Source organism: Streptomyces sp. NPDC018000, from assembly GCF_044328025.1.
GTDB lineage: Bacteria > Actinomycetota > Actinomycetes > Streptomycetales > Streptomycetaceae > Streptomyces.
The window spans coordinates 607821-628491 of sequence record NZ_JBIRGM010000001.1 but is presented as its reverse complement, the minus strand read 5'-3'; the positions used below and the strand labels follow the sequence as shown (position 1 = coordinate 628491).

Below are 20671 nucleotides of genomic sequence, written 5' to 3'. Positions count from 1 at the left end.
GAGATGACCTCCTACACACCTGACGAGCTGTTCGCCTCCACCGCCCCCTACTACGCCCGCTTCCGGCCCGGGTACGACCAAGCCTTCTACGACATGCTGGCCGCGCGCTTCGCTCTGGACGGCACTCAGCGCGTCCTGGACCTGGGCACCGGCACCGGCGTGCTCGCGCTCCCCCTCGCCAGGCTCGTCGGCCACGTCACGGCCGTCGACCCCGAGCCCGGCATGCTCGACGAGGGCCGCAAGCTCGCCGCCGAGCAGGGCATCACCAACATCGACTGGCGCCAAGGTGACTCCACCGCCCTGCTCAGCATGGGCCTCGAACCGGTGCTGCTGACTGTGATGGGCGCGGCCTTCCACTGGATGGACCGCGACCAGACCCTGCGCGACCTCGACCCGCTCACCGAGCTGAACGGGGCGGTCGTCCTCGCCTCCGGCGGCGCCCCCGGCGACCTTGAACCCGCCGCCTGGCTCCAGGTCATCGCCGATGTCCGCACCCGCTACCTCGGGCCTGAGCGCCGGGCCGGGTCGGGCACATACTCCCACCCCAAGGAACGTTACCAGGACGTGTTGGCACGCTCCTCGTTCTCCAACGTCGAAACCGCCCGCTGGGACCGCACTGTTACCCGCACCCTCGACGAAGTCGTCGGCCTGCAGTTCTCCTACAGCTACTCCAGCCCCGCCCAACTCGGCGACCACAAAGACGCCTTCGAACGCGACCTGCGCCAGGCACTCAGCGAGTTCAACACCGACGGCGCCTTCGACGAAGTCGTACGCACTGAAGCCATCATCGCCACCCGCCCCTGACGACCCGCGCATTGCTGCCTGGCCGACGCCCTCGTCATGCGGCCAGGCAGCAATGCGGCCTTGAGACACTCCCGGGCTGGAACAGGTTGACAGACCGTATAACGCCCAAAACATCGCCAGAACCGCTGTCGGCCGGCCAACCTGATCCGCACACTCGATCGACTCAGGTCAGCCTGTCTTCACCTGACCCCCGCCCCGCAGGTACGCGACGGTGTAGCTCCTGAGAAAGCGACGCGGCGGGCCGCCCGGGAACAACCCGGCGGCCCGCCGCGTCCGCCGTCACCCCAGCGTCAGCACGTCCAGCAGGTCGGGCCGTTCGTCGGGGGCGGCGAACATCGTGTGCAGCGCGAGCAGCACCCCCGCCGAGCCGGTCGCGAGGTCGGCGGAGAACCGGCGCAGTCGCGCTCCCGGCACCAGCAGCCGGTCCTGTTCGGCGACCAGATGCCAGGAGAGGTTCCGCACCGAGTCCAGCAGTTCGGGGCGCCATTCCTCGACGTCGTTTCCGGGACGTGCCAGCTGGTGGGCGGTGGCCGCCAGTCCGCTGCGGCCGGTGACGAGCCCCGGTTCGCGGACGAACTCCAGTACGCACCCCTCCTCGATGCCGGGCAGCAGCGCGGCGAGCGCCGGGTCCTCCCGATGGGCCAGATAGCGCTGGGCGACCAGCGCGATGCCGCCGCTGCCCTGGTCCAGGTAGAGGAGGTGGCGCTTCCCGTCCTTCACCTGCACGCTGCCGCCAGGCATGTTCACGCAGTGCCCGGCCTCGCGGGCGAGGGCCGCACCGGCGGCCCGGAGCAGCCAGGCCTCGCCGGTGAGCTCGTACAGTTCGAGCTGGAGCAGCGCGGCGCCGGAGAGCCCGTGCAGCAGGCCCGCCGAGGGCGGTACGGGCGGGCCGTCGGTGGCCTCGCCGCGGACCAGCGAGTCGAGTTCCCAGGCGGTCCGCAGGGCCCGGTCGAGGAGTTCCGCATCGGGGAGTTCCCCGACGGGGAGTTCCCTGTCGAGCGCGGCGAACCGCAGGGCCGCCAGCGCCGTCCCCGCCGTGCCGGTGCGCAGATCGGCGGAGGTGGCGGCGGGCGCACGCAGGGCGCGGTCGAGCAGTTCGCGGCCCTCCTCGCGGCGGCCGAGCCGGGCCAGCACCACGGCGATTCCGGGCAGCCCGTCGTACAGCCCGCCGGGGGCGTCCGGGTCACGCCGCAGGGCGGCCCGGGCCAGCCAGTCGATGTGCTCGTCGGGGACCGGTGCGCCGACGCGGTGCAGCGCGTACAGCACCCCGGCGGCGCCGTGGGCGGCGCAGGCGCCACCAGTGGCGAAGCCCGCCGGGTCGCCGGGGTAGAGCCGGTCGGTGCGCTCCGGGGTGGCCTCGGCGCGGATGCCGGCGAGCAGCCGCTCGCGGATACCGGGCCAGTCGGGCACCGGGCCGCGCAGCAGCGCGTCCACCGTCGGCTCGCCGCTGTCCGCCGGGAGGCCGTGGGCGAGGGCAGCCGGTCGCGGCGGCCCCGCGTCGGGGCCCAGCCGGTACCGGTCGCGGGCCCAGCGTTCGAGAGTGAGGGCTTTGCCCCGGTCGTGGTCGGTCACCTCCATCAGCGGCATCAGGATGTGCAGCCAGATTGCCCAGAGCGCATAGGCGTCCGCCTCGGCCCCGTTCCCGCCGAGGTCCGGCGGCGCCTGGAGCCCGGGGGCGCCCGCCAGCGGTGTGTCCTGGTCGTCGAGGTCGGTGGCGTACTCGAAGTCGATCAGGACGACCCGGCCGTCGGGGCGGAGGATGACGTTGGCGGGGTGCATGTCCGCGAACCGCAGCCCTCGGGCGTGGATGCGGTCGAGAGCCTGGGCGAGCCCGTCCGTGACGGACTGCGCCCAGCGGGAGTAGGCGTCGAGCTCGGCGGGGGTGCGTTCGCCGCGCGCCAGCGCGAAACGCTCGACGATCTCGGTGAACAGGGTGGTGCCCTCGATGTACTCCTCGATCAGGAAGTGGTGCTCCCAGACGGTGCGGACGCCGTACACCTCGGGCACGCAGTCGAGTCCGGCGAGGCGGGTCAGGGCCCGGTGCTCACGGTGCAGCCGGGTGACGGCGTCGTGCCCGGCGGGGTCGAGTCCGCAGTGCGGCCGGGCCTCGCGCAGCACCACCTGCTGCTTGGTGGTGCGGTGCTCGGCCAGGTAGATGCCGCCTGCGCCGGAGAACTGAAGTGCCTTGGTGACCACGTACGGGAAGTCGTCGTCGCGGGCGGCGGCGCGGGCGGCGAGGTGGGGGCGCAGCGGCTCGGGGACGGTGACCCACTCCGGTATCCGGAAGGCCACGCCCCGGGTGTCGGGGACGAGTTCGCCGGACGGGTGGCGCATCGCGCGGACCCGTTCGCCCTCGTCGTCCCGGCACCAGAGTTCGACGAACGCGCCGTAGCGGACGTACACGGGAGAGTTCCCGATCCGCAGGTCGCTGAGGATGTACGGTCCGCTGCGCCCGTCCAGGGCCTCGCTCAGGGCGTCGAGCAGCTTCAGGAGCGCGGGTTCGTCCTCGGGGTAGATGGTGATGAACTTTCCCGCGCTGGATCGGTTCATGTACTTCGCCGACATCAGCCGCAGGGCGCGCGTACTGCGCAGGAACTTGAACGTCACTCCCTGTTCCAGGCAGATGCGGGCGGTGTCGGCGAGGGTGCGCTCGGCTTCCTCCGGCACGGTGGAGATGTGGATCTTCCAGCCCTGCTCGGGCAGTTCGGCGGAGGCGGGGTGCAGCGCGGTCCACAGGCCCGTGGTGCCGCGCCGCCAGCCCTCGGGCGGTTCGGCGCGGTCGAGCGGGTAGCGGGTGTCCTCGTCGGGCAGCCGGGCCGGGGTCTCGTAGTAGCGGCGGTCGGCGAGGCAGTACAGCTGAGTCTCCTGGATGCCGGGCACGGCATACCTCCTGGGGCTGGTCTTCTGTGACGCGTGGTCAGGGGCGGGGGCTGCCGGTGCCGGTGCGGTCCGTGGGAGTCCCGTGCGCGAGGACCTCGTCCGCCGGAACCTCGTCGTCGACGGTCATCGCCTCGACGGCTCCGTTCTCGACGGCCCCGTTCTCGACGGCCCCGCTCTCGACGCTCCTGTCCGCGTGGGCCCCTTCCCCGGCCGGACCGGAGGACTCGGAGGAGCTGGAGGAAGCGGGGGGCTCGGAGGGACCGGAAAGCTTGGAGGAGCCGGAAAGCTTGGAGGAGCCGGAGCGCTTGGAGGAGCCGGAGCGCTTGGAGGCCCCCAGCGCCTCCGCCGAGGCGGTCACCTCCGGGCCCGGCCGGGCGGACGGGGCGAACGTGATGACGGCGGCGGACACGGCGAGGACCCCGGCGATCGCCCCGAACGTCGTCCGGCTGCCGAAGGCGGTGAGGAGCGCGCCCCCGGCCAGCGGACCGAACGGCTGGACCAGTGAGGAGAGGAACCCGGCGGCGCTCTGCACCCTGCCCACCCGGTCGCCGGGGGTGACGACCAGCAGGGTGGAGAGGAAGCCGATGCTGGCCACGGTGGACAGGCACATGCAGGCGGCGCAGAGCAGCCCGGCGAACAACGGGACCCGGACCCAGGCCATGGCGAGGGCGCTCGCCACGCAGAGCCAGCAGGTGGCGGTGATCAGCGCCCAGGCATGGCGTTCGGGGCGCAGCCGGGGCGAGAGGAGCGCGCCGATGAGGGCCCCGGCCGAGATGAAGGTGACGACGGTGCCGCCGCCGAGCCCGGACCTTCCGCCGCCCGAGAAGACGGTCAGCGCGGTGAACGTCAGCGCGCCGAAGGCGAAGTTCATGCCGAGTCCGAAGACCAGGAGCACGGTCCGCAGATAGGGCAGCCGCCACAGGAATGAGAGCCCGGCGGTCAACTCGGCCTTGCTGAAAGCCGATCCGGCCCTGGTCTCGGCCCTGGACCGGGTGCGTACCAGGGCCACGCAGATGGTGGACAGCAGGAGCCCGACGGCCTCGGCGAGGAACGGCAGGACCGGGTGCAGCCCGAACAGGGCGCCCCCGACCATCGGCCCCACCAGCCGCGCGGTGGAGGTACGGGCCTGGAGGCGGGCGGTCGCGGTCCCCATGTCCTCGGGGGACACGACGGTCCGCATCAGCCCGAACGCGGCGGGCCCGTAAAGGCTGCCGATGACGGCGCTCGCGACCGCGACCAGTAGTACCAGGGGCAGCGGTACGTGTCCGGTCCACACGGCCACGACGAGGGCGCCGACGGCGCAGAAACTGCCCAGGTCGCACAGCCGCATCAGCCTGCGCCGCTCCACCCTGTCGGCCATCACCCCACCGGGAAGCATGGTGATCAGGACCGCGGTGACGGACACCGTGCTGATCGCACCGGCCTGTACGGCCGATCCGGTCTCGCGGAGCACGAGGAGCGGCAGGGCCAGTGCGGTCATCTGGGTGCCGAGAACGGCGAACAGACCGCTCATCCACAGCAGTCGGAAGTCCCGGTTGGTTCGTAGCGAGGCGGCCATCGTCGGCTCCCGGTCGGTGATTCGGAGACAGGGCTCGGCCGGTGGCCCGGCGAAGGCGACGGCCTGGCAGGGGGCGGGGCCGGTGAACGCGGGGCCCGCCCCGGAAAATCGAGGCGGGGCGGTCTCCTGGTCAGGGAGCCGCCCCGTTTCGGCCGGCCGGGCGCCACCGGGGAAGCTTCCTTCCCCGGGTGGCACCACGACCCGGTCGTCAGCCCTTAGTTGTCCGACATGACGACGCTGATGACGCTGACGCAGCTGCCGTCGATCTCGCGCTCGTGGTTGACGGCGGTCTCCTGGAGGTCCAGCACGGAGTGCGCCTCGACCTCGGGGGTCTCGTTGTTGTCGTCGGCGACGGGCTTGGTGTTCTCGGACATGGTGATCTCCGTCCACTCGTCTATCGCGGTCATCTCCGGTCGTCCCGGGTGTGGCCCGGTCCTTCCGGTGCGGCCGGCGGGTGCCTGCCGCTGACCAGAAAGTTAGGAGGCCCGGCCTGGCAAACGGCTCGACGCCGGTATGGAGGCGGTATCGCTGCTGTTCACCAGGGGTGGACGGACGAGGGACGGGGGCGGACGGCGGTGCGGGGGCGCCCGCGGGGCCGGGTGGCGGCCCGGCGGACGGCGTCCGGCCTGCGGCCATACCGGTTCCCAACCGGTTCCGGGCCGGTACCGAACCGTCCGGCCGGAGGCTGTGTACGCACACGGCTGCCGCGCGCCGCACACCCCGTACCACCCGCACATCCCGCACATCCCGCACATCCCGCACATCCCGCGCATCCAGGTACCTCGCGCACGTCGCAGGTGCCTCGCGCACGTACGTCCCGTACCTCCGCACGCCCGGGCGTCCTGGTTCTCCCGCACGCCCCGCGCCCGAAGACGCCCCCTACGCCCGAAGGAGACGGCCGGATGGAACTCGCCGAACTCATCGGACTGCGGCCGGTTCCGGCCGGTGGAGTGCTGGTCACCTTGACCCGGCGCTGTCCGCTGCGCTGCGCCCACTGCTCCACGGGCTCCGCACCGGAGGTCCGGGAGGAGCCGGAGGCGGAGGCGCTGCTGCGGTTCGTCTCCTCGTTCACCGCGGGCGACCGGCCCGAGGTGATGATGCTGACCGGCGGCGAACCACTGTTGCGGCCGCGTCTGGTGGCCGCGCTCGCCCGCTCCGCGCGGGCCGCCGGTACCCGGACCGCGCTGCTCAGCGGGATGTTCTTCGCCCGGCAGGGCGGGCTCCCGGCCCCGATACGGCAGGCGGTGCGCACGCTCGACCACTTCTCCGCCAGCCTCGACCTGCCTCACGAGCGGGAGGTGCCCCGGGCCGCGGTGTTCCGGGCCGTGCGCGAGATCCGCGAGATGGGCGTGGCGGTCAGTTTCCATCTCACCGGGACCGGGGAGGACGACAGCTATCTGGCGGACGTCACCGCGGACATCGCCCGGACGTTCGGCGGGACGGTGCCCGCCCTGGTCAACGAGGTACGGCCGTTCGGCCGGGCGGCGTCCTGGGCTCGGCCCGCCCGTACCGCGCCGGACGGCGAGGGCGCGCTGCCGTGCGCCATGGCCGCCTGGCCGGTGGTCGCCTTCGACGGTACGGTCCTGGCCTGCTGCAACCAGGACACGGTGGACCGCCGTCCGGCCCCGCCCCATCTGCGGCTCGGTCATGTCGCCGAGGACGACTGGGCCGCCGTACGCGGACGGACGCTCGGGTCGCCGCTGCTGCGGCTCGTGCGCACGGTCGGCCCGGCCCACATGTGGTCACGCTGGTCGCCCGGCACACCGGCCGATTCCTACTGCGGGGCCTGCCGGCGGCTGAGCGAGCGGCCGGAGCCGGCGGCGGCGGCGGACGCGGTGGCCTCGGGGGCCGCGGGCGCCCTGCTCGACCTGACCTCGGCCCGCCGTCAGCACGACGACGGACCGGTGGCGCTGGTACGACGCCATGGTTGCGCCGCGTACGCCGACCTGGTGGCGGCGCCGGGCGGAGAGCGGACCCGGTATCCGGCGGCGGGAGGCACCGGGTCATGACCACGACCGGACAACGCGCGGAACAGTCCGCCGACCGGGCTCGGACCGGCGGCCCGGCACCGACTGCGGATCCCCGCCCGACCGCCCCGGGTGAGCTGTCGGCCTCCGAGCGGCTGCGCGTCAAACTCGCCTTCGCCGAACCGGCGTTGCGGGCATCGGCGGCCGGGCTGTGGCGGCCGGAGGGGCTGCTGCCCCGCTATCGGGCGTACCTGTGTGCGATGCACACGCTGATCCGCGCCTCCGTGCCGCTGATGGAACGTGCCGCCGAACGGGCCGCGCTGCTGGCGCGATACGGCGATCCGCTGGGCGCGCCGATGGTCGCCTATCTGGACGGCCACGCCCGGGAGGAGTCGGACCACGACGCCTGGCTGCTGGAGGACCTGACCGCGGCGGGCAGCGGTCCACGGGCCGCGCTGGACCCGGTTCCCTCTCCGCTCGTCGCCTCCCTGGCGGGTGCCCAGTACTACTGGATCGAACACCACCACCCGGTGGCGCTGCTCGGCTACATCGCCGTCCTGGAGGGGCATGCACCGGCCGCCGGGCTCGCGCCCCGGCTGGCCCGGATGACCGGGCTGCCCGCTCCGGCCTTCCGCACCGTGCACGAGCACGCACGGCTCGACGACGGTCACATCGGCGAACTGTACGCATTGCTCGACCGGTTGCCGCTGTCGCGGGGACAGGAAGCGGCCGTCGCCGTCAGCGCACTGCACACCACGGACGCGCTCACCCAGTTGTTCGTCCGGCTCGGGCGCACCGGACCGGCGCCGCCGGTGCGGGGAGCCGGGCGGTCCGTCTCGATGGGAGGCCAGGTATGACCGAACCACCGGACCGGCTCGCCGTGCTGAACGGCGCCGGGTTCGCCGTTGATCTGCTCACCGACGAACAGCGGCAGGTGCTGAACGACCTCGCGCCGGAGGAGCTGACTGTGCTGCTCGACATCAAGAGCCGGCTGGACGCCGTCGGACCCGAGGTGCAGGCACACGGCGAGATCGCGGGAGGCGCCCTGTTCTAGGGCGTGTTTCGAAAGTCCCGTCCGGTCGGGGGCGGCGGGCCGGTTCCCTCAGCCTGGCCCACCGCTCCCGCCGCTCCCGCCCCTCTGTCCCTCCGTCCCCTCCACCCCCTCCGTCCCCTCCCATGCAGAGAGGAAGCGCTGATGAACTGCACCTCGTGCCGGCACGAACTGCCCGACGCCGCACGGTTCTGCCCGTCCTGCGGCACCCCGTGTCCGGCGCACGTCGCCGCGGCGCCGGAGGACGAACGCAAGCTGGTCACCGCGGTCTTCTGCGATCTGGTGGGCTCGACGGCGCTGTCCGGACTGCTGGACCCGGAGACGCTGCGCACCGTGACGCTGCGCTATTTCGCGGTCATGAGCGAGCAGATCGAGGCTCACGGCGGCACCCCGGAGAAGTTCATCGGTGATGCGGTGATGGCGGTGTTCGGAGTGCCGGTGATGCGCGAGGACGACGCGCGGCGGGCGCTGGCGGCGGCGCTCGGCATGCGTGAGGCGTTGGCGGAGCTGAACACCGAGCTGATGGCCACCCTGGGCATCCGGCTCAGCATCCGGATCGGCGTCAACACCGGTCAGGTCGTGGCGAGTTCGGATGCCAGCACGCGGCAGGCGCTGATCTCGGGCGAGACCGTGAACGTGGCGGCCCGGCTGGAACAGAACGCGGCGGCCGGCGAGATCCTGATCGGCCCGCAGACATGGGAGGCCGCCGGGCCGACCGTGGTCGTGGAGGAGGCCGGTCCGCTGCGACTGAAGGGCAAGAGCGACAGCGTGCACGCGTACCGGCTGATCGCGCTCGGCGCCGACGCCCCGGAGCTGCTGCGCCGTTTCGACGTGCCGTTCATCGGCCGGGCCGCGGAGAAGGCGGTGCTGGACGAGGCCCTGGACCGGACGGTGCACGGGTCGGGTCCGGGGCTGGTCCGGCTCGTCGGTGACGCCGGGGTCGGCAAGACCCGGCTGGCGCGCGAGTGGCTGGCCGGGCTCGCGGGGCAAGGGCGGCCGGTCGTCGGCACCGGGCGCTGCCGCAGCTACGGCGACCACGGCACCCTGACACCGCTGGCCGACGCCGTACGTGAAGTACTGGACTCGCCCGTCGCCCGGGAGGCACTCGACGCGGCGACCGGGCGGGCCGGGGCCCCGGTGGCGGACGCGCGGGCGCTGCTGCGCGGCGGTCTGCTGCACGACGGCACGCCCAACGCGCCGTTCGAAAACATGTGTGCCGCGCTGATCACCGTGCTGGCCCGGACCGCCGCACGGCTCCCCGTGCTGCTGGTCCTCGACGACTGGCACTGGGCCGAGCCGCTGCTGGTGCGAACGGTGAACCGGCTGGCAGGACCGCTCGGCCGTGCGGGCGTGCTCATCGTGTGTCCGGGGCGCCCGGACGGGCCGCCGGCCGCCGCGGGCCCGGCGCAGATTCTGCCGCTGACCGGGCTGCCGCGTGCCGAGGCGGCGCTGCTGGTCCGCGAGCTGGCCGGACCGGGCAAGCAGTCCGCCCCGGTCGACGGCGACCCGTACGGCCACGACCTGTACGACCGTGCCGAGGGCAACCCGCTCTACCTGGAACAGCTCCTGGTCCCGGCCGGTGCGGACCCGACGGGTACGGAGACCTCGGGCGGCCCGGCACTGCCGCCGACCCTTCAGGCGCTGCTCGGCGCCCGGATCGGCGCGCTGGAACGCACCGAACGCGCCACCCTCGATCTGGCCGCCGTCGTCGGCCGGGACTTCGCCGCGCCGGAACTCGTCCGGCTGACCCGGGCGGCGCGCGAGGCGGAGGGCGTGGACCGGCCCGCCGCCTCCGGTGCGGCCGCACCGGAGGACGACCGCGACCGGGTCGCCCGGGCACTGGCCCGGCTGCGCGGCCGACGGCTCGTCGAGACCGCGCCCGGCGGCGGTCCGGGCGCGGGGCGGCACCGGTTCAGCAGCGGTCTGGTCCAGGAGGTCGCGTATGCCTCGCTGTCCAAGCGGGCCAAGGCCGAGCGGCACGCATGGGCGTCGGAACTGCCCAGCGTGACGGCGGCGGGCGAGGCCGCGGTCGGCGGGCATCTGGAGCGGGCGTACCGGTACCGCGCCGAACTCGGCCTGGCCGACGACCGGGCCGCCGCCCTGCGGGTCCGTGCCGCCGCCGCGCTCTCCTCGGCCGGTGCGCAGGCCCTGGCCCGCTCCGATCTGCACTGGGCGCAGGGGCTGCTGAGGCGTGCCGTGGACCTGCACCCGCCCAGCGATCCGGCCGCGGCACCGGCGTTGCGGCGGCTCGGCGAGGTGCGGCTGGCACTCGGTCACGCGGAGGACGGGGAGCGCCTGTTGCGGCAGGTCCTGGCCATCGGGACCGCGCCGGTGGAGGCCGCGCACGCCCGGCTCGCGCTGGCGGTGCTGGACCCGGCCGCGATGAACGTGTCGGCCACGGCTCGGGCGGTGCTGCCGCTCTTCGAGTCCGCCGGGGACTCCATCGGGCAGGCGCGGGCCCGGCTGCGGCTGGCGCAGCAGCTGCAGCTGGCCGGGCGGCACGAGGAGGCCGACCGCGATCTGACGCTGGCCCTGGACCACGCGGTGCGGGCCGAGGCGGAACCGGAGCGGGCGGCAGCGCTCGGAGCCATCGGAATCTCGCTGTGGCGCGGCCCTGAACCCGTGCCGGTCGCGGTGACCCGCTGCCGGGACCTCCTCGCCGCGCACGGCGCCGGCCGGCCTGCCGTGCGGACCACACTGAACTGCCCGCTGGCCGTGCTCTACGCGCTCCACGGCCGGGCGGACCGGGCCATGGAGTGCCTGGCCGAGGCGGAACAGCTCGCCGGGGAGCTGGACTACGCGGAGGCGCGAGTCTTCCTTCCGATGTTCCGCGCAACGGTCGAGGCGCTGCTCGGGCGCACCGGACCGGCCCTGGAACTGCTCGCCCTGGCGGACCGGGCGGCGGTGCTCGGCGGTGCCCGGTCCATGCGGCCGGCCATCGGGCTGGAGGCGGCCCGGCTGCTGCTCGACGACGGCCGGCCGGAGGGTGCAGGTCAGTGGCTCGAAGCGGTCGGGGCAGCGCAGTCGCTGCCGTACGCGGACCGGGTGGATCTGGCCGGGCTGCGCGCCCGGCTGGCGGCGGAGGCGGGGGACGCGGCCGCTGCCCTGCGTCACGCGGGCCGCGCCGTACGGGACTCCCTGCTGACCGACTCGCCGCTGGTGAGGGCCACCGCATCGCTGGACCGGGCGCGGACACTGGCGCTGCTCGGCGATCCGGCGGGGGCGGCGGTGGCCGCGTGTGCGGCGCGGGAGCAGTTCACGGAGAAGGGACATCTGCCGGGCGAGCGGTGGGCCGCGCGGCTCGTCGCCGGGCCGGCGGCGGCCACGACGGAGAAGAGCTGAGGTATGACGACCACGGACACGGCACCGGGGCCGGGGCTGACCTGGAGTCTGCGGGGGCGCGGCCCCGACGACGTGGCGGTCCTCGCGGACCCCGGTCCCGGACACGACGACGGCGAGGCCGCACCGGGCACCGGACGGGGGGTACGGGTCTGCGTGGTGGACTCGGGGGTCGAGCGGGACCATCCGGGGGTCGGTCCGGTCGCCGGGTCCTGGGTGGTCGTCAAGGACCCGGAGACGGGCGGGACGGAGGTCAGGGCGACCGACACCGGGGACAGCTGCGGGCACGGCACCGCGTGCGCGGGCATCATCCGCCGGACCGCGCCGGAGTGCGAACTGCACAGCGTACGGGTGCTGGGTGAACGGTTCTCCGGCACCGGGGACGTGCTGCTCGCCGGGCTGCGGTGGGCGGTCGAGCAGGGCTTCGACGTGGTGAACCTGTCGCTGTCCACCACCCGTGCCCGGTTCGCCGAGGAACTGCACGCACTGGCCGACCGCGCCTATTTCAACCGCACGGTCGTCGTCGCCTCGGCGCACAACTCACCGGTGGAGAGCTATCCGTGGCGGTTCGCGTCGGTGATCTCCGTCGGCAGCCACCAGGAGGAGAACCCGGACCTGCACCTCTACAACCCCGAACCGCCGGTGGAGTTCTTCGCCCCCGGCCAGAACGTGACGGTGCCCTGGCTGGGCGGCACCTCGATCCGTACCACCGGGAACAGCTTCGCGACCCCGTACATCAGCGGGCTCTGCGCGCGTCTGCTCTCGGCACACCCGAGGATGACGGCTTTCCAGCTCAAGAACGCCCTTTATCTCTCCGCGGCCAACGTGCGGTTCGGCCCGCGGCTTTCCACCCCGGCAGGAGAGGCCTGTGATGACTCCGAGAACTGAATCAGCGTCCGCCGCGGGAACGGTGCCGGCGGCGGGCTCGCCCCGGCGCGAGCTTCTCCAGTCCGTCGTCGACGTGGCCCGCGCGATCTTCGGTGCGGCGGCCAGTTCGGTCTTCCTGCTGGACGAGGAGGCGGACGAACTGGTCTTCCAGGCGGTCTCCGGCCAGGGCGAGGAGTTCCTGGTGGGCCGTCGTTTCCCGGCCGGGCGCGGGATCGCGGGCTGGGTGGCGACTTCCGGCGAGCCGATGGTGGTGGACGATCTCACCACCGCCCCCTCGTTCGACCGGTCGCTCGCCGAGTCCACCGAGTTCGTGCCCAACGCCCTGATGGCGGCTCCGCTGATCAGCGAGGGCCGGGTGCTCGGCGTCCTCGAGGTGCTCGACCCGTCCCCGCGTGCCCGCACGGACATGCGGGAGCTGGACCTGCTCGCGATGTTCGCCCGGCAGGCCGCGGCGGCGCTGCGGGTGGTGTCGTACGCCCCGGCCGACGCCGACCCCCGGGGGGTGGGCGAACGACTCGGGCCGCAGCAGCGGGCGGACGCGCTGAGGCTGCTGGGTAGCCTTGAGCAGCTGCTCAGGGAGCCCTGCTGAGCGCCTGTCGGACGACCTCCGATCGGAACAGCGGCCGTCCGACAGGCTCGGAGAGGTCGTTCTGAGACCTGCCCGACGAGCCGCGCCCGGTGGATTCGACGGAAGGACAACGCACATGAGGCTCGCCTTCTCGACCCTCGGAGTACCGGGCATGCCGATGGCCGACGTCGTCCGGCTCGCCGTCGAACACGGCTATCAGGGCGTGGAGTTGCGCACCCACCCCGATGAGCCGGTGCACCCGGGCCTTTCGGCGCTCGAACGGGCCGGTGTCGTCGAGGAGTTCGAGAAGGGCGGCGTCGAGATCCTGACCGTCGCCGGGTACGTCCGCGTCGCGGCCGAGGGCGACGACCGGCCCGTACTGGACGAGCTCGCCGGGCTGATGGAGCTGGCCGGCGACCTGGGCGCGAAGAACGTCCGGGTCTTCCCGGGCGGCGGCGGCCAGGACCCTGCCGTGGCCGACGCGACCGCCGCCCGCCGGCTGGCCGCCGCCGCTGCGCACGCCGCCGGCCCGGGCGTGCGCATCCTGCTCGAAACCCATGACTCGCACCGGGCGGGCGCCGACGTGGCCCGGGTCGTAGGGACGGTCGGGCACCGGCGGATCGGGGCGCTCTGGGACATCATGCACACCTGGCTGGCGGGCGAGGACCCGGCGGCCGGCCACGCGGCGCTGGCCCCGCATCTGGGCTACCTACAGGTGAAGGACATCGCCTCGGCGGACGACCTGACCCCGCTGCCGCTCGGCGCCGGGGTGCTGCCGCTGGGGGCCTGCCTGGATGCGCTGGGCGGGGACACCTGGGACGGCTGGGTCTGCTGGGAGTACGAGAAGCGGTGGCACCCGGCGGCGAAGGATCTGCCGGAACTGCTGACCGCCGGGCGGGAACACCTGCTGCGCCTGGCTACGGCGGGGCGGCAGGGCGTCCGTCCGGCTCCCGGCAACGGCTTGGATTCCGACGGCGCGGCCGACGCCTTCTGATGCGTCGCGGCGCCTGGTGCAGTCGGCCGTTTCCCCGGCATCCGTCGCCGGCAGGCCTCGGCTGCGAGATCGGCGACCCGCTGATCCCCGAGCCGGAGAAGGTCACCAGGCCCGGCGTGAATGCGACCTTCCGTTTCCTCTCGGGGGTGTCATCCGACGTGGTGGCAGGGGCAGGCGCACCGCCGGGTCTCCATGGGCACCTCCCACTCCGGAGCCCCCGGCCGACGATTGACACCAGGCCCCGGGCACTCCCCGTGCTCCCCAATCCGACACGCAGGCGCAAACCCCTCCCGGGCCGGTGTCGGCGTCGTCACGGCTGCTCGCCGTACGGGATGAGGCGGCGCTGCTCCCGGCACGGAGCACACGCATAGAGGACGGTCCCTGGGCCCGAACCCTGCTCGACGATCTCGATCAGGACCGCCGTCCAGGACGGACCCTTGTGCCAGTGACACCAGCCGGCCCCACAACCTCCGAGTCCGGCACCGGGCGGACGGGTCGCACGCTCACCGCTGCCCGCCCTTGCACCGATCGCACCGGCAGGCCGGAAACCCGGCCGACAGCTCCACCGTCTCGGCCGGAACCACCTCGGCCTTCGGCCGGACGACGCGCGTCCGCCCGTACCGGTCCACCTCATACACCTTGATCGTCATCGACATGCCGGACCCCGTCGCGATGCTGTCGCCCGTGCCGGGCCACAGGCCGCCCGCCAGGCTCCGCCGAGCCGGAGCATCACCTTGTACGGGGTCCTTGCATGGATGCTGGTTTGGGCCACGGACGCGACTCCTCGTGAATACCTGCTGGACAGTGCCCCAAGACTGGCCCTTACCAATGAACAATCCGAGGGCTTTTACAGGTCTTTCAGCGTCGCAAAAGAGGGCTTTCTTTCCGTCGTGTGGGTGATGACTACCCGATGAAAGGGCCTACTGTGACACTGGTCTGGCCAACCGTCACGGAGGTCGCCATGTCCACAGGAAACGCACGCCTCAAGGCAGCCCGCCACGCTGCGGGATACCGCTCTCAACAGGAACTGGCCACTGTCCTTGGGGTGGGTGTTCGCCAGGTCCGACGATGGGAGTCCGAGACCCCGCCCTGGCCGCACCCGGACCTTCAGCAGGCTCTCACCGAACTGCTCGGCCAGGACATGGAATCGCTTGGGTTCACCCCTCCAGTCGGCCATGACCGCCCCGGCCGGGTACGACGGTCCCTCGTCGAGGCATCCGTGGCCGCAGTCGGTTTGGCCGCCGTGCCCGTGCAGGCCACTGCGGCCATGCAACCCGCCTCCGTCGCAGCCGACTTCGAGGCCGTGACCCGGTCGCACCGGCACCTGTACTGGTCCGTCGCCCCAGCCACCCTCCACCCCGCTGCCGTTGCTCACGCCGCCCTCGGGTGCACACTCCTCACCGAAACGTCCGGCCAAACCCGTCGTGCGATCGCCACCGCGCTGAGCGAGTCGTACTTGTTGGCAGGGCGGATCGAGTTCTTCGACCTCCGCGACGCAGACCAGGCCGGTAAGACTCTCTTGCTCGCACTCCAGGCCGCTGGCCAGGCGGACGATCCACTACTCGGCAGCGCGATCCTCGCACACTCCGCTTTCATCCCGGCGTGGGTGGGCAAGCGGGACGCGATGGCGGAGCGCATGGTGGCCGCCCGGACTTACGCCCGCCGCGGCCCCGCCTCCGCCGACCTGCTGGCATGGCTGGACGCGGTGGAGGCCGAGTGCGAGACCAGATGCGGGAACACCCGGACCGCCCTGCACCTGCTCGGTCACGCCGAGGATGTACTGGCCGCAGGCACCGCGCACGCGAGCCCGGCCTGGCTCGACTGGTTCACAGCAGTCCGGCTTGCCGCGTTCAAGGGGAACACCCAACTGAAGGCGGGCCACCTGCCGCAGGCACGCACCACCCTCCTCGGCGTGCTCGACGACCTGCCCCGTACCGAGGACAAGCAACGCACAGTGATCTACGGCGATCTCGCAGCGGTGGAGGCAGCCGCCGGGAACCCGGAAGCGGCATGCGATTACGCGTGCCGGGCACTCGATCAGCTTGAGGTCACCTGGTACGCGATGGGCATGGACCGGGTCCGTGAAGTGCGCCGCGCCCTGGCCCCGCACCAGCACGACCAGTGTGTGCGGGACCTGGACGAGCGACTGTACGGATGGTCGACGACGGTCAGTGCGCTCGCGCGTTGAACTGCCTGATCCCACCGGAGAGTTCCAGGAGGCTCTCGACTCGGAAGGTCGGGAGCTTCTCCGCTTCCTCGGTGTGCCACTGGATGGTTGCCCACGGGCCGCGGTGGACCAGAGCGGTTTCCATGCCTGCGGCGTTGGCCGGCCGCAGGTCGTTGTCGACCCGATCGCCTACGTAGAGGATCTGGTCTTTGCTGAAGGGGACCACCTCGGCCACGCGGTGGAAGAATGACGGATCCGGCTTGCTGGCGCCCCAATCGTCCGAGGTGCCGATCAGGTCGACGTCAGCGGTGAACAGCTCCCGCAGGATGCGGCCTGCCCGGGTGGTCTGGTTGCCCGCGATGCCGAGCCACAGCCCGTCGGCCCGGAGTTGGGCCAGGGCGGGGCGGACGTCCGGGTACAGGTCGGTCTCGTCGAAAGTTTCGGGCTGCCCGGCCAGTGCGCGCTTCTCGCGCTCCTCGTAGAGATCGAAGCCGGGACGGAATTCCTGGAACGTCTCCCGGTAGTCCCGGCCCTGGGCGATGACAGCGCCAAACATTGAGACAAAGGTGTGCCGCGGTACACCGAGCCAGTCGGCCCAGGTCCCGTACTCGCGGGTTTCGTCGACCAGGCACTCACCAACGTCGAACACGACTGCGCGAATCATGGGCCGCATCCTAACGTTGGTGCTGTGCCGTCCGGCTGTCGGCACTTTCCCGGACGAGATCGACAGATCGGGATGGACCGCACCGACCGGGCCTCCTCGATTTTGCGCCGCGGGATCTGGTGAAGGCCGGCCTTGCCGCGGTCTCCGCCACGTTCGACGACCCCGCCGTGCGCGACCTCGCCGTGAAGACACTGGGCGCCGTCCGAGCCCGACGGGTCTGCTGCGTACAGGGATTCATCTCCGACGACAGCGCAGTCACGATCAACGAGCTGAACGTGGGGATCGCGGGGGCTTCCCCCTGACCAAGGCTGCCGGAGCGGATCTCGTCGGCCAGATGGTGCGCGGCTTGTTCGGCCTGATCAGCCGGATGCGGCGGACAGGATCACGTCCACAAGCCTGTCCGCCGCATCCGGTCTTCCGTGCTCCCTGGCCCGCTGAGCCATCGCCTCCCGCCGCGTGGGGTCGGTGAGCAGCGGGCCGACGGCGTCCTTGAGCCGGTCGGCGGCGACGTCACCGAGCAAGGCGACGGCGGCGCCGGCCTCCTCCAGGTGGTGGGCGTTGTGCGCCTGCTCGTTCCCGGCCGATGTGGCAAGCGGGATGAACACCGCGGGCTTACCCAGCGCGGTCAGCTCGGCGAGCGTCCCGGCCCCGCTGCGGGAGACCACGATGTCGGCGAGCGCCAGGACGTCGGGCAGCTCCGGTCCGACGAACCCGGCCAGGTAGTACCGGCCCCGCAACGCCTCGGGCAACACTGCCGCATGCTCACGCAGTCCTTCGACATTGTCCGGACCGCACTGGTGAATCACGTTCGCGCGCTCAAGCAGCCACGCCAGCGCATCACGGACGACGCCGTTGATCTGCTGGGCGCCCTGGGCGCCGCCAGTGACGTATACCGTCGGGAGCCGTCGGTCGAATCTGTACAGTCCGAGTGTCTCGACTGCCTTGTCCGCGTGCCCGGTCAGAACCTCCGGACGCACAGGGTTCCCGGTGACCACCGCCAGCCCGCGCACCGCATCTGGCAGCAGTGGCAGCGATGACTCCGATGACACCGCGATCCGCGTCGCCGAACCGGCCAGCTTCCTGTTCGCAAGGCCGAGGCGCACCGTCTGCTCGTGCAGCACCAGCGGACGCCTGCACATCCGGGCGGCCAGGCCGGCCGGAACAGCGACATATCCGCCGGTGGCAAGCACCACGTCGGGCCGGAAATCTGCAACCAGCTTCCTCGCCTGCGCCACCCCGAGCGGCACCCGAGCCATGTCCTTGACGTTGGCCGGCGACACCAGCTTGAGCGGGTTGCCGGAACGTCGGATCTTGCCCGTGGCGACCGTGGTGAATGCGATGCCCTCGGCCGGTGCGACACGGGCCTCCAGGCCGTGCGCCGTGCCGATCCACAGCACATCGAGCGTCTTGCCCTCCGCTGCCAGTCGGTCCTGCAACGCGCGAATCGCGGTCAGGGCGGGATAGGTGTGGCCCCCGGTACCTCCCCCCGTGACAATCAAACGGAAGGTGCGAGGAAAAGAGGAAGCACTGTTCACCCGGCGCACCCTACTGGCTGCCCCCACCCATGACGGCCACTTCGGACCGTTCCAGCGCAGCCCGTCACACAGCCTTGTAAGGAGACACCTCCACGGCGACGTCGTACGCTTGAGAGGAGCGCCTGCGCCCGCTGACCAACGGGCGAACGCCTGCGTCGGGTCTCCACCCATTGCGGCGACATCGGCGAGCGGTCGAGCGATACCTCTGCCGAGCGACGCCTCTGATGAGGGACGCCGATTTCCGAAGCCTGGGGATGCGGCTGAAGAACGGAGAGGCCGACACGCCGTCAGGGGGCCTTTCTCCGGTGCGACGGACATTCCTTCAGGGCTCAGCACCAGCCGTGCGTTTCAGCTAAGGGAGTGAAACATGTCTGTGCAGGTCAGAGAGCGTATCCGAGTTTCCGCCAGACGCCCCTGGGCGCCCCACTCCGACGGCGCGGTCGGCGCCTACCTCGCCGAGTTGACCGGGACCTTCATCCTGGTCTTCGCGATAACCGCCACCGCCACCGCCGCCGGCATGGCGCGCACTATCGCCGGACCGGCCTACGGCTCGCTGGCCATCGTCCTGGCCAACGGGCTGACGCTGGCCGCACTGGTCGGCGGCCTCGCCCACGTATCCAGCGCGCACTTCAACCCGGCCGTCACCGTCGCGTTGGCTGTCATCCGCAGGTTCTCGTGGCGGCATGTCCCCGGCTACGTCCTCGTCCAGATGATCGGCGGGATCCTCGGTGCTCTCGCCACCTGGGCCATTCACGGCAGCGCCGCGCGGGCCACCACGCACCTCGGTGCCACCAACCCTGCGCCCGGGGTGAGCGATGGCCGTGCTCTGGTCGTCGAGATCCTGATCACCTTCGTGCTGGTCCTCGTGGTGACCGCCGCGGCCACCGACAAGCGGTTCCCGGCCCCCGTCGCCCCGATCGTGGTCGGCTTCGCCCTCGCCGCGGCGGTCTTCATCGGCGGCCCCAGTGACGGGGCTGCCGTCAACCCGGCCCGCGGTCTTGGTCCGATGATCGCCGCCGGCTCGTTCAGCGGCTGGTGGGTGATCCTGGTAGGCCCTGTGGTCGGCGGTGTCCTCGCCGCGGTGCTCTACGACCGATTCGTCCGCAGGGGCCGGCCCTCAGCAGTTGAGCAGGTATCCAGGGCCCGCGTCGCCGGCAGCGGACGCGTACGCAGCCGGCGCGTGTCGTAGGCCGGGGCCGGGCTGCCCGGCCCCGCATCGTCCGCCACCGCCGGATCCGGCCCCGCATCGTCCGCCACCGCCGGCTCCGCCCCCGGTACCGCCGTACGGACCCGCCGCGTCCCCGCCAGGGACGTCAGCGCCACTCCGCCCACCAGCAGCGCCGCCGCGCACCACCGCAGCGGGCTCACCGACTCGCCCAGCAGCAGCGCGGCCGAGGACATCCCGAAGACGGGGACCAGCAGAGTGAACGGGGCCACCGACGACGCCGGATGCCGGCTCAGCAGATAGCCCCAGGCGCCGAAGCCGAAGACGGTGGTGATCCACGCGACGTAGACGATGATCCCGGCGCCGCTCCAGTCGAGCGCGGCCAGCGCGGCGGCGTCGCGGTCCCAGCCCTCGAAGACGAGGGAGAGGCCGAGCAGCGGCAGCACCGGCACGGTCGAGACCCAGACCATGAAGTTGAGGGAATCGGGCGGGGCGGCCTTGCGGGTCAGCACGTTGGACACGCCCCAGCAGGCCGCCGCCGCGATCACCAGGACGAAAGCGAGTGCGGGACCGCTCGCGCCCTCGTCGGCCGCGGCCACCCCGATGCCGACCAGAGCTATCCCCATCCCCAACACCCTTGTTCTGCCCGGTCGTTCACCAAGCACGAGAGCTGCGAAGAGGGCCGTGAAGACCGCCTGGACCTGGAGCACGAGGGAGGAGAGACCGGCGGGCATTCCGCGGTCCATGCCGATGAAGAGCAGCCCGAACTTCGCCACTCCGAGGACGAGCCCGACACCCACGATCCACTTCCACGCGACCTTGGGCCGGCCGACGAAGAAGACCGCGGGCAGCGCGGCGACCAGGAAGCGCAGGGCGGAGAAGAGCAGCGGCGGGAAGTGCCCGAGGCCGACCTCGATGACGACGAAATTGACACCCCAGACGGCGGCCACCAGGGCGGCCAGGGCGATGTGGAGGGGACGCATGCACCGAGGATCGCCCGCACCGTCCATGTAGCACCAGCGCCGATTTCTTCATGATGGAATTGAGCAACGCTAACGAATCACGTGACTCGACCCGACCGGCCCGACCGG

General features: G+C 72.3%; 16 protein-coding genes and 2 pseudogenes. 11 read left to right on the top strand and 7 right to left on the bottom strand.

Annotation, left to right across the window (positions count from 1 at the left end; genetic code table 11):
• Positions 1–3 precede the first annotated feature (3 nt).
• Positions 4–804, top strand: a complete 801-nt coding sequence (locus tag ACH4EW_RS03085; RefSeq protein ID WP_398250488.1) for a class I SAM-dependent methyltransferase — start codon at positions 4–6, stop codon at positions 802–804.
• A 279-nt stretch (positions 805–1083) separates the two neighbouring features.
• Here the strand turns inward: ACH4EW_RS03085 and lanKC are convergent, their stop codons facing one another.
• The 3 genes and pseudogenes from lanKC to ACH4EW_RS03070 all read right to left on the bottom strand — a co-directional run bounded on the left by lanKC (position 1084) and on the right by ACH4EW_RS03070 (position 5649).
• A complete protein-coding gene (lanKC, locus tag ACH4EW_RS03080) occupies positions 1084–3684 on the bottom strand; it encodes a class III lanthionine synthetase LanKC (protein WP_398250486.1) in 2601 nt (866 codons plus the stop codon).
• Between the two features lie 123 nt (positions 3685–3807).
• Positions 3808–5242 (bottom strand): annotated as a pseudogene (locus ACH4EW_RS03075) (MFS transporter).
• 215 nt (positions 5243–5457) lie between these two features.
• On the bottom strand, positions 5458–5649 hold the full coding sequence (locus tag ACH4EW_RS03070; protein ID WP_398251298.1) for a hypothetical protein: 192 nt from the start codon (positions 5647–5649) through the stop codon (positions 5458–5460).
• 495 nt (positions 5650–6144) lie between these two features.
• On the opposite strand from ACH4EW_RS03070, the gene ACH4EW_RS03065 reads away from it, so the two are divergent.
• The 7 genes and pseudogenes from ACH4EW_RS03065 to ACH4EW_RS03035 form a co-directional block, all read left to right on the top strand.
• On the top strand, positions 6145–7251 hold the full coding sequence (locus ACH4EW_RS03065) for a radical SAM protein (protein WP_398250484.1): 1107 nt from the start codon (positions 6145–6147) through the stop codon (positions 7249–7251).
• Entirely contained in the window at positions 7248–8066 is an 819-nt protein-coding gene (locus tag ACH4EW_RS03060; RefSeq protein WP_398250482.1) for an iron-containing redox enzyme family protein, read from the top strand. The genes ACH4EW_RS03065 and ACH4EW_RS03060 overlap by 4 nt, the downstream gene beginning before the upstream one ends.
• Positions 8063–8263: an aroma-sacti cluster domain-containing protein gene (locus ACH4EW_RS03055; protein WP_398250480.1), complete on the top strand. Its 201-nt coding sequence runs from the start codon at positions 8063–8065 to the stop codon at positions 8261–8263. Before ACH4EW_RS03060 ends, ACH4EW_RS03055 begins: the two co-directional genes overlap by 4 nt.
• A gap of 141 nt (positions 8264–8404) precedes the next feature.
• On the top strand, positions 8405–11602 hold the full coding sequence (locus ACH4EW_RS03050) for an adenylate/guanylate cyclase domain-containing protein (RefSeq protein ID WP_398250478.1): 3198 nt from the start codon (positions 8405–8407) through the stop codon (positions 11600–11602).
• 3 nt (positions 11603–11605) lie between these two features.
• The gene (locus ACH4EW_RS03045; RefSeq protein WP_398250476.1) at positions 11606–12487 is read left to right on the top strand and encodes a S8 family peptidase; all 882 of its coding nucleotides are present in this window, start codon (positions 11606–11608) and stop codon (positions 12485–12487) included.
• Positions 12471–13076, top strand: a complete 606-nt coding sequence (locus ACH4EW_RS03040) for a GAF domain-containing protein (protein WP_398250474.1) — start codon at positions 12471–12473, stop codon at positions 13074–13076. The genes ACH4EW_RS03045 and ACH4EW_RS03040 overlap by 17 nt, the downstream gene beginning before the upstream one ends.
• Positions 13077–13191: 115 nt before the next feature.
• Positions 13192–13971 (top strand): annotated as a pseudogene (locus ACH4EW_RS03035) (sugar phosphate isomerase/epimerase family protein); the annotation flags it as partial.
• A 581-nt stretch (positions 13972–14552) separates the two neighbouring features.
• On the opposite strand, the gene ACH4EW_RS03030 reads toward ACH4EW_RS03035, so the two are convergent.
• The gene (locus ACH4EW_RS03030; protein ID WP_398250472.1) at positions 14553–14705 is read right to left on the bottom strand and encodes a hypothetical protein; all 153 of its coding nucleotides are present in this window, start codon (positions 14703–14705) and stop codon (positions 14553–14555) included.
• Between the two features lie 305 nt (positions 14706–15010).
• Between ACH4EW_RS03030 and ACH4EW_RS03025 the strand changes: the two genes are divergently transcribed.
• On the top strand, positions 15011–16237 hold the full coding sequence (locus ACH4EW_RS03025) for a multiprotein-bridging factor 1 family protein (protein ID WP_398250470.1): 1227 nt from the start codon (positions 15011–15013) through the stop codon (positions 16235–16237).
• Here the strand turns inward: ACH4EW_RS03025 and ACH4EW_RS03020 are convergent.
• On the bottom strand, positions 16218–16880 hold the full coding sequence (locus tag ACH4EW_RS03020) for an HAD family hydrolase (protein ID WP_398250468.1): 663 nt from the start codon (positions 16878–16880) through the stop codon (positions 16218–16220). The two genes, ACH4EW_RS03025 and ACH4EW_RS03020, sit on opposite strands and share 20 nt — an antisense overlap.
• A 119-nt stretch (positions 16881–16999) precedes the next feature.
• Here ACH4EW_RS03020 and ACH4EW_RS03015 point away from each other — a divergent pair, with 119 nt between their 5' ends.
• Positions 17000–17182: a hypothetical protein gene (locus ACH4EW_RS03015; RefSeq protein WP_398250466.1), complete on the top strand. Its 183-nt coding sequence runs from the start codon at positions 17000–17002 to the stop codon at positions 17180–17182.
• A gap of 57 nt (positions 17183–17239) precedes the next feature.
• Here the strand turns inward: ACH4EW_RS03015 and ACH4EW_RS03010 are convergent, their stop codons facing one another.
• Positions 17240–18415, bottom strand: coding sequence for a UDP-N-acetylglucosamine--N-acetylmuramyl-(pentapeptide) pyrophosphoryl-undecaprenol N-acetylglucosamine transferase (locus ACH4EW_RS03010; protein ID WP_398250464.1), 1176 nt, complete (start codon positions 18413–18415; stop codon positions 17240–17242).
• A 367-nt stretch (positions 18416–18782) separates the two neighbouring features.
• On the opposite strand from ACH4EW_RS03010, the gene ACH4EW_RS03005 reads away from it, so the two are divergent.
• Positions 18783–19604 (top strand): MIP/aquaporin family protein, encoded by an 822-nt coding sequence (locus tag ACH4EW_RS03005; RefSeq protein WP_398250462.1) that lies wholly within the window; start codon positions 18783–18785, stop codon positions 19602–19604.
• On the opposite strand, the gene ACH4EW_RS03000 is transcribed toward ACH4EW_RS03005, so the two are convergent.
• Complete coding sequence (locus ACH4EW_RS03000; RefSeq protein ID WP_398250460.1) at positions 19502–20563, bottom strand: EamA family transporter; 1062 nt, start codon at positions 20561–20563, stop codon at positions 19502–19504. The genes ACH4EW_RS03005 and ACH4EW_RS03000 overlap by 103 nt on opposite strands.
• Between the last annotated feature and the right edge of the window lie 108 nt (positions 20564–20671).

Excerpts from the sequence above, each read along its gene's own strand:
- ACH4EW_RS03085 (WP_398250488.1), top strand. The coding sequence starts at position 4 with ATGACCTCCTACACACCTGACGAGCTGTTCGCCTCCACCGCCCCCTAC.
- ACH4EW_RS03030 (WP_398250472.1), bottom strand. The coding sequence starts at position 14,705 with ATGTCGATGACGATCAAGGTGTATGAGGTGGACCGGTACGGGCGGACG.
- ACH4EW_RS03065 (WP_398250484.1), top strand. The coding sequence starts at position 6,145 with ATGGAACTCGCCGAACTCATCGGACTGCGGCCGGTTCCGGCCGGTGGA.
- ACH4EW_RS03040 (WP_398250474.1), top strand. The coding sequence starts at position 12,471 with ATGACTCCGAGAACTGAATCAGCGTCCGCCGCGGGAACGGTGCCGGCG.
- ACH4EW_RS03020 (WP_398250468.1), bottom strand. The coding sequence starts at position 16,880 with ATGATTCGCGCAGTCGTGTTCGACGTTGGTGAGTGCCTGGTCGACGAA.
- ACH4EW_RS03025 (WP_398250470.1), top strand. The coding sequence starts at position 15,011 with ATGTCCACAGGAAACGCACGCCTCAAGGCAGCCCGCCACGCTGCGGGA.
- ACH4EW_RS03045 (WP_398250476.1), top strand. The coding sequence starts at position 11,606 with ATGACGACCACGGACACGGCACCGGGGCCGGGGCTGACCTGGAGTCTG.
- ACH4EW_RS03000 (WP_398250460.1), bottom strand. The coding sequence starts at position 20,563 with ATGCGTCCCCTCCACATCGCCCTGGCCGCCCTGGTGGCCGCCGTCTGG.
- ACH4EW_RS03050 (WP_398250478.1), top strand. The coding sequence starts at position 8,405 with ATGAACTGCACCTCGTGCCGGCACGAACTGCCCGACGCCGCACGGTTC.
- ACH4EW_RS03005 (WP_398250462.1), top strand. The coding sequence starts at position 18,783 with ATGTCTGTGCAGGTCAGAGAGCGTATCCGAGTTTCCGCCAGACGCCCC.
- ACH4EW_RS03070 (WP_398251298.1), bottom strand. The coding sequence starts at position 5,649 with ATGACCGCGATAGACGAGTGGACGGAGATCACCATGTCCGAGAACACC.
- ACH4EW_RS03055 (WP_398250480.1), top strand. The coding sequence starts at position 8,063 with ATGACCGAACCACCGGACCGGCTCGCCGTGCTGAACGGCGCCGGGTTC.
- ACH4EW_RS03060 (WP_398250482.1), top strand. The coding sequence starts at position 7,248 with ATGACCACGACCGGACAACGCGCGGAACAGTCCGCCGACCGGGCTCGG.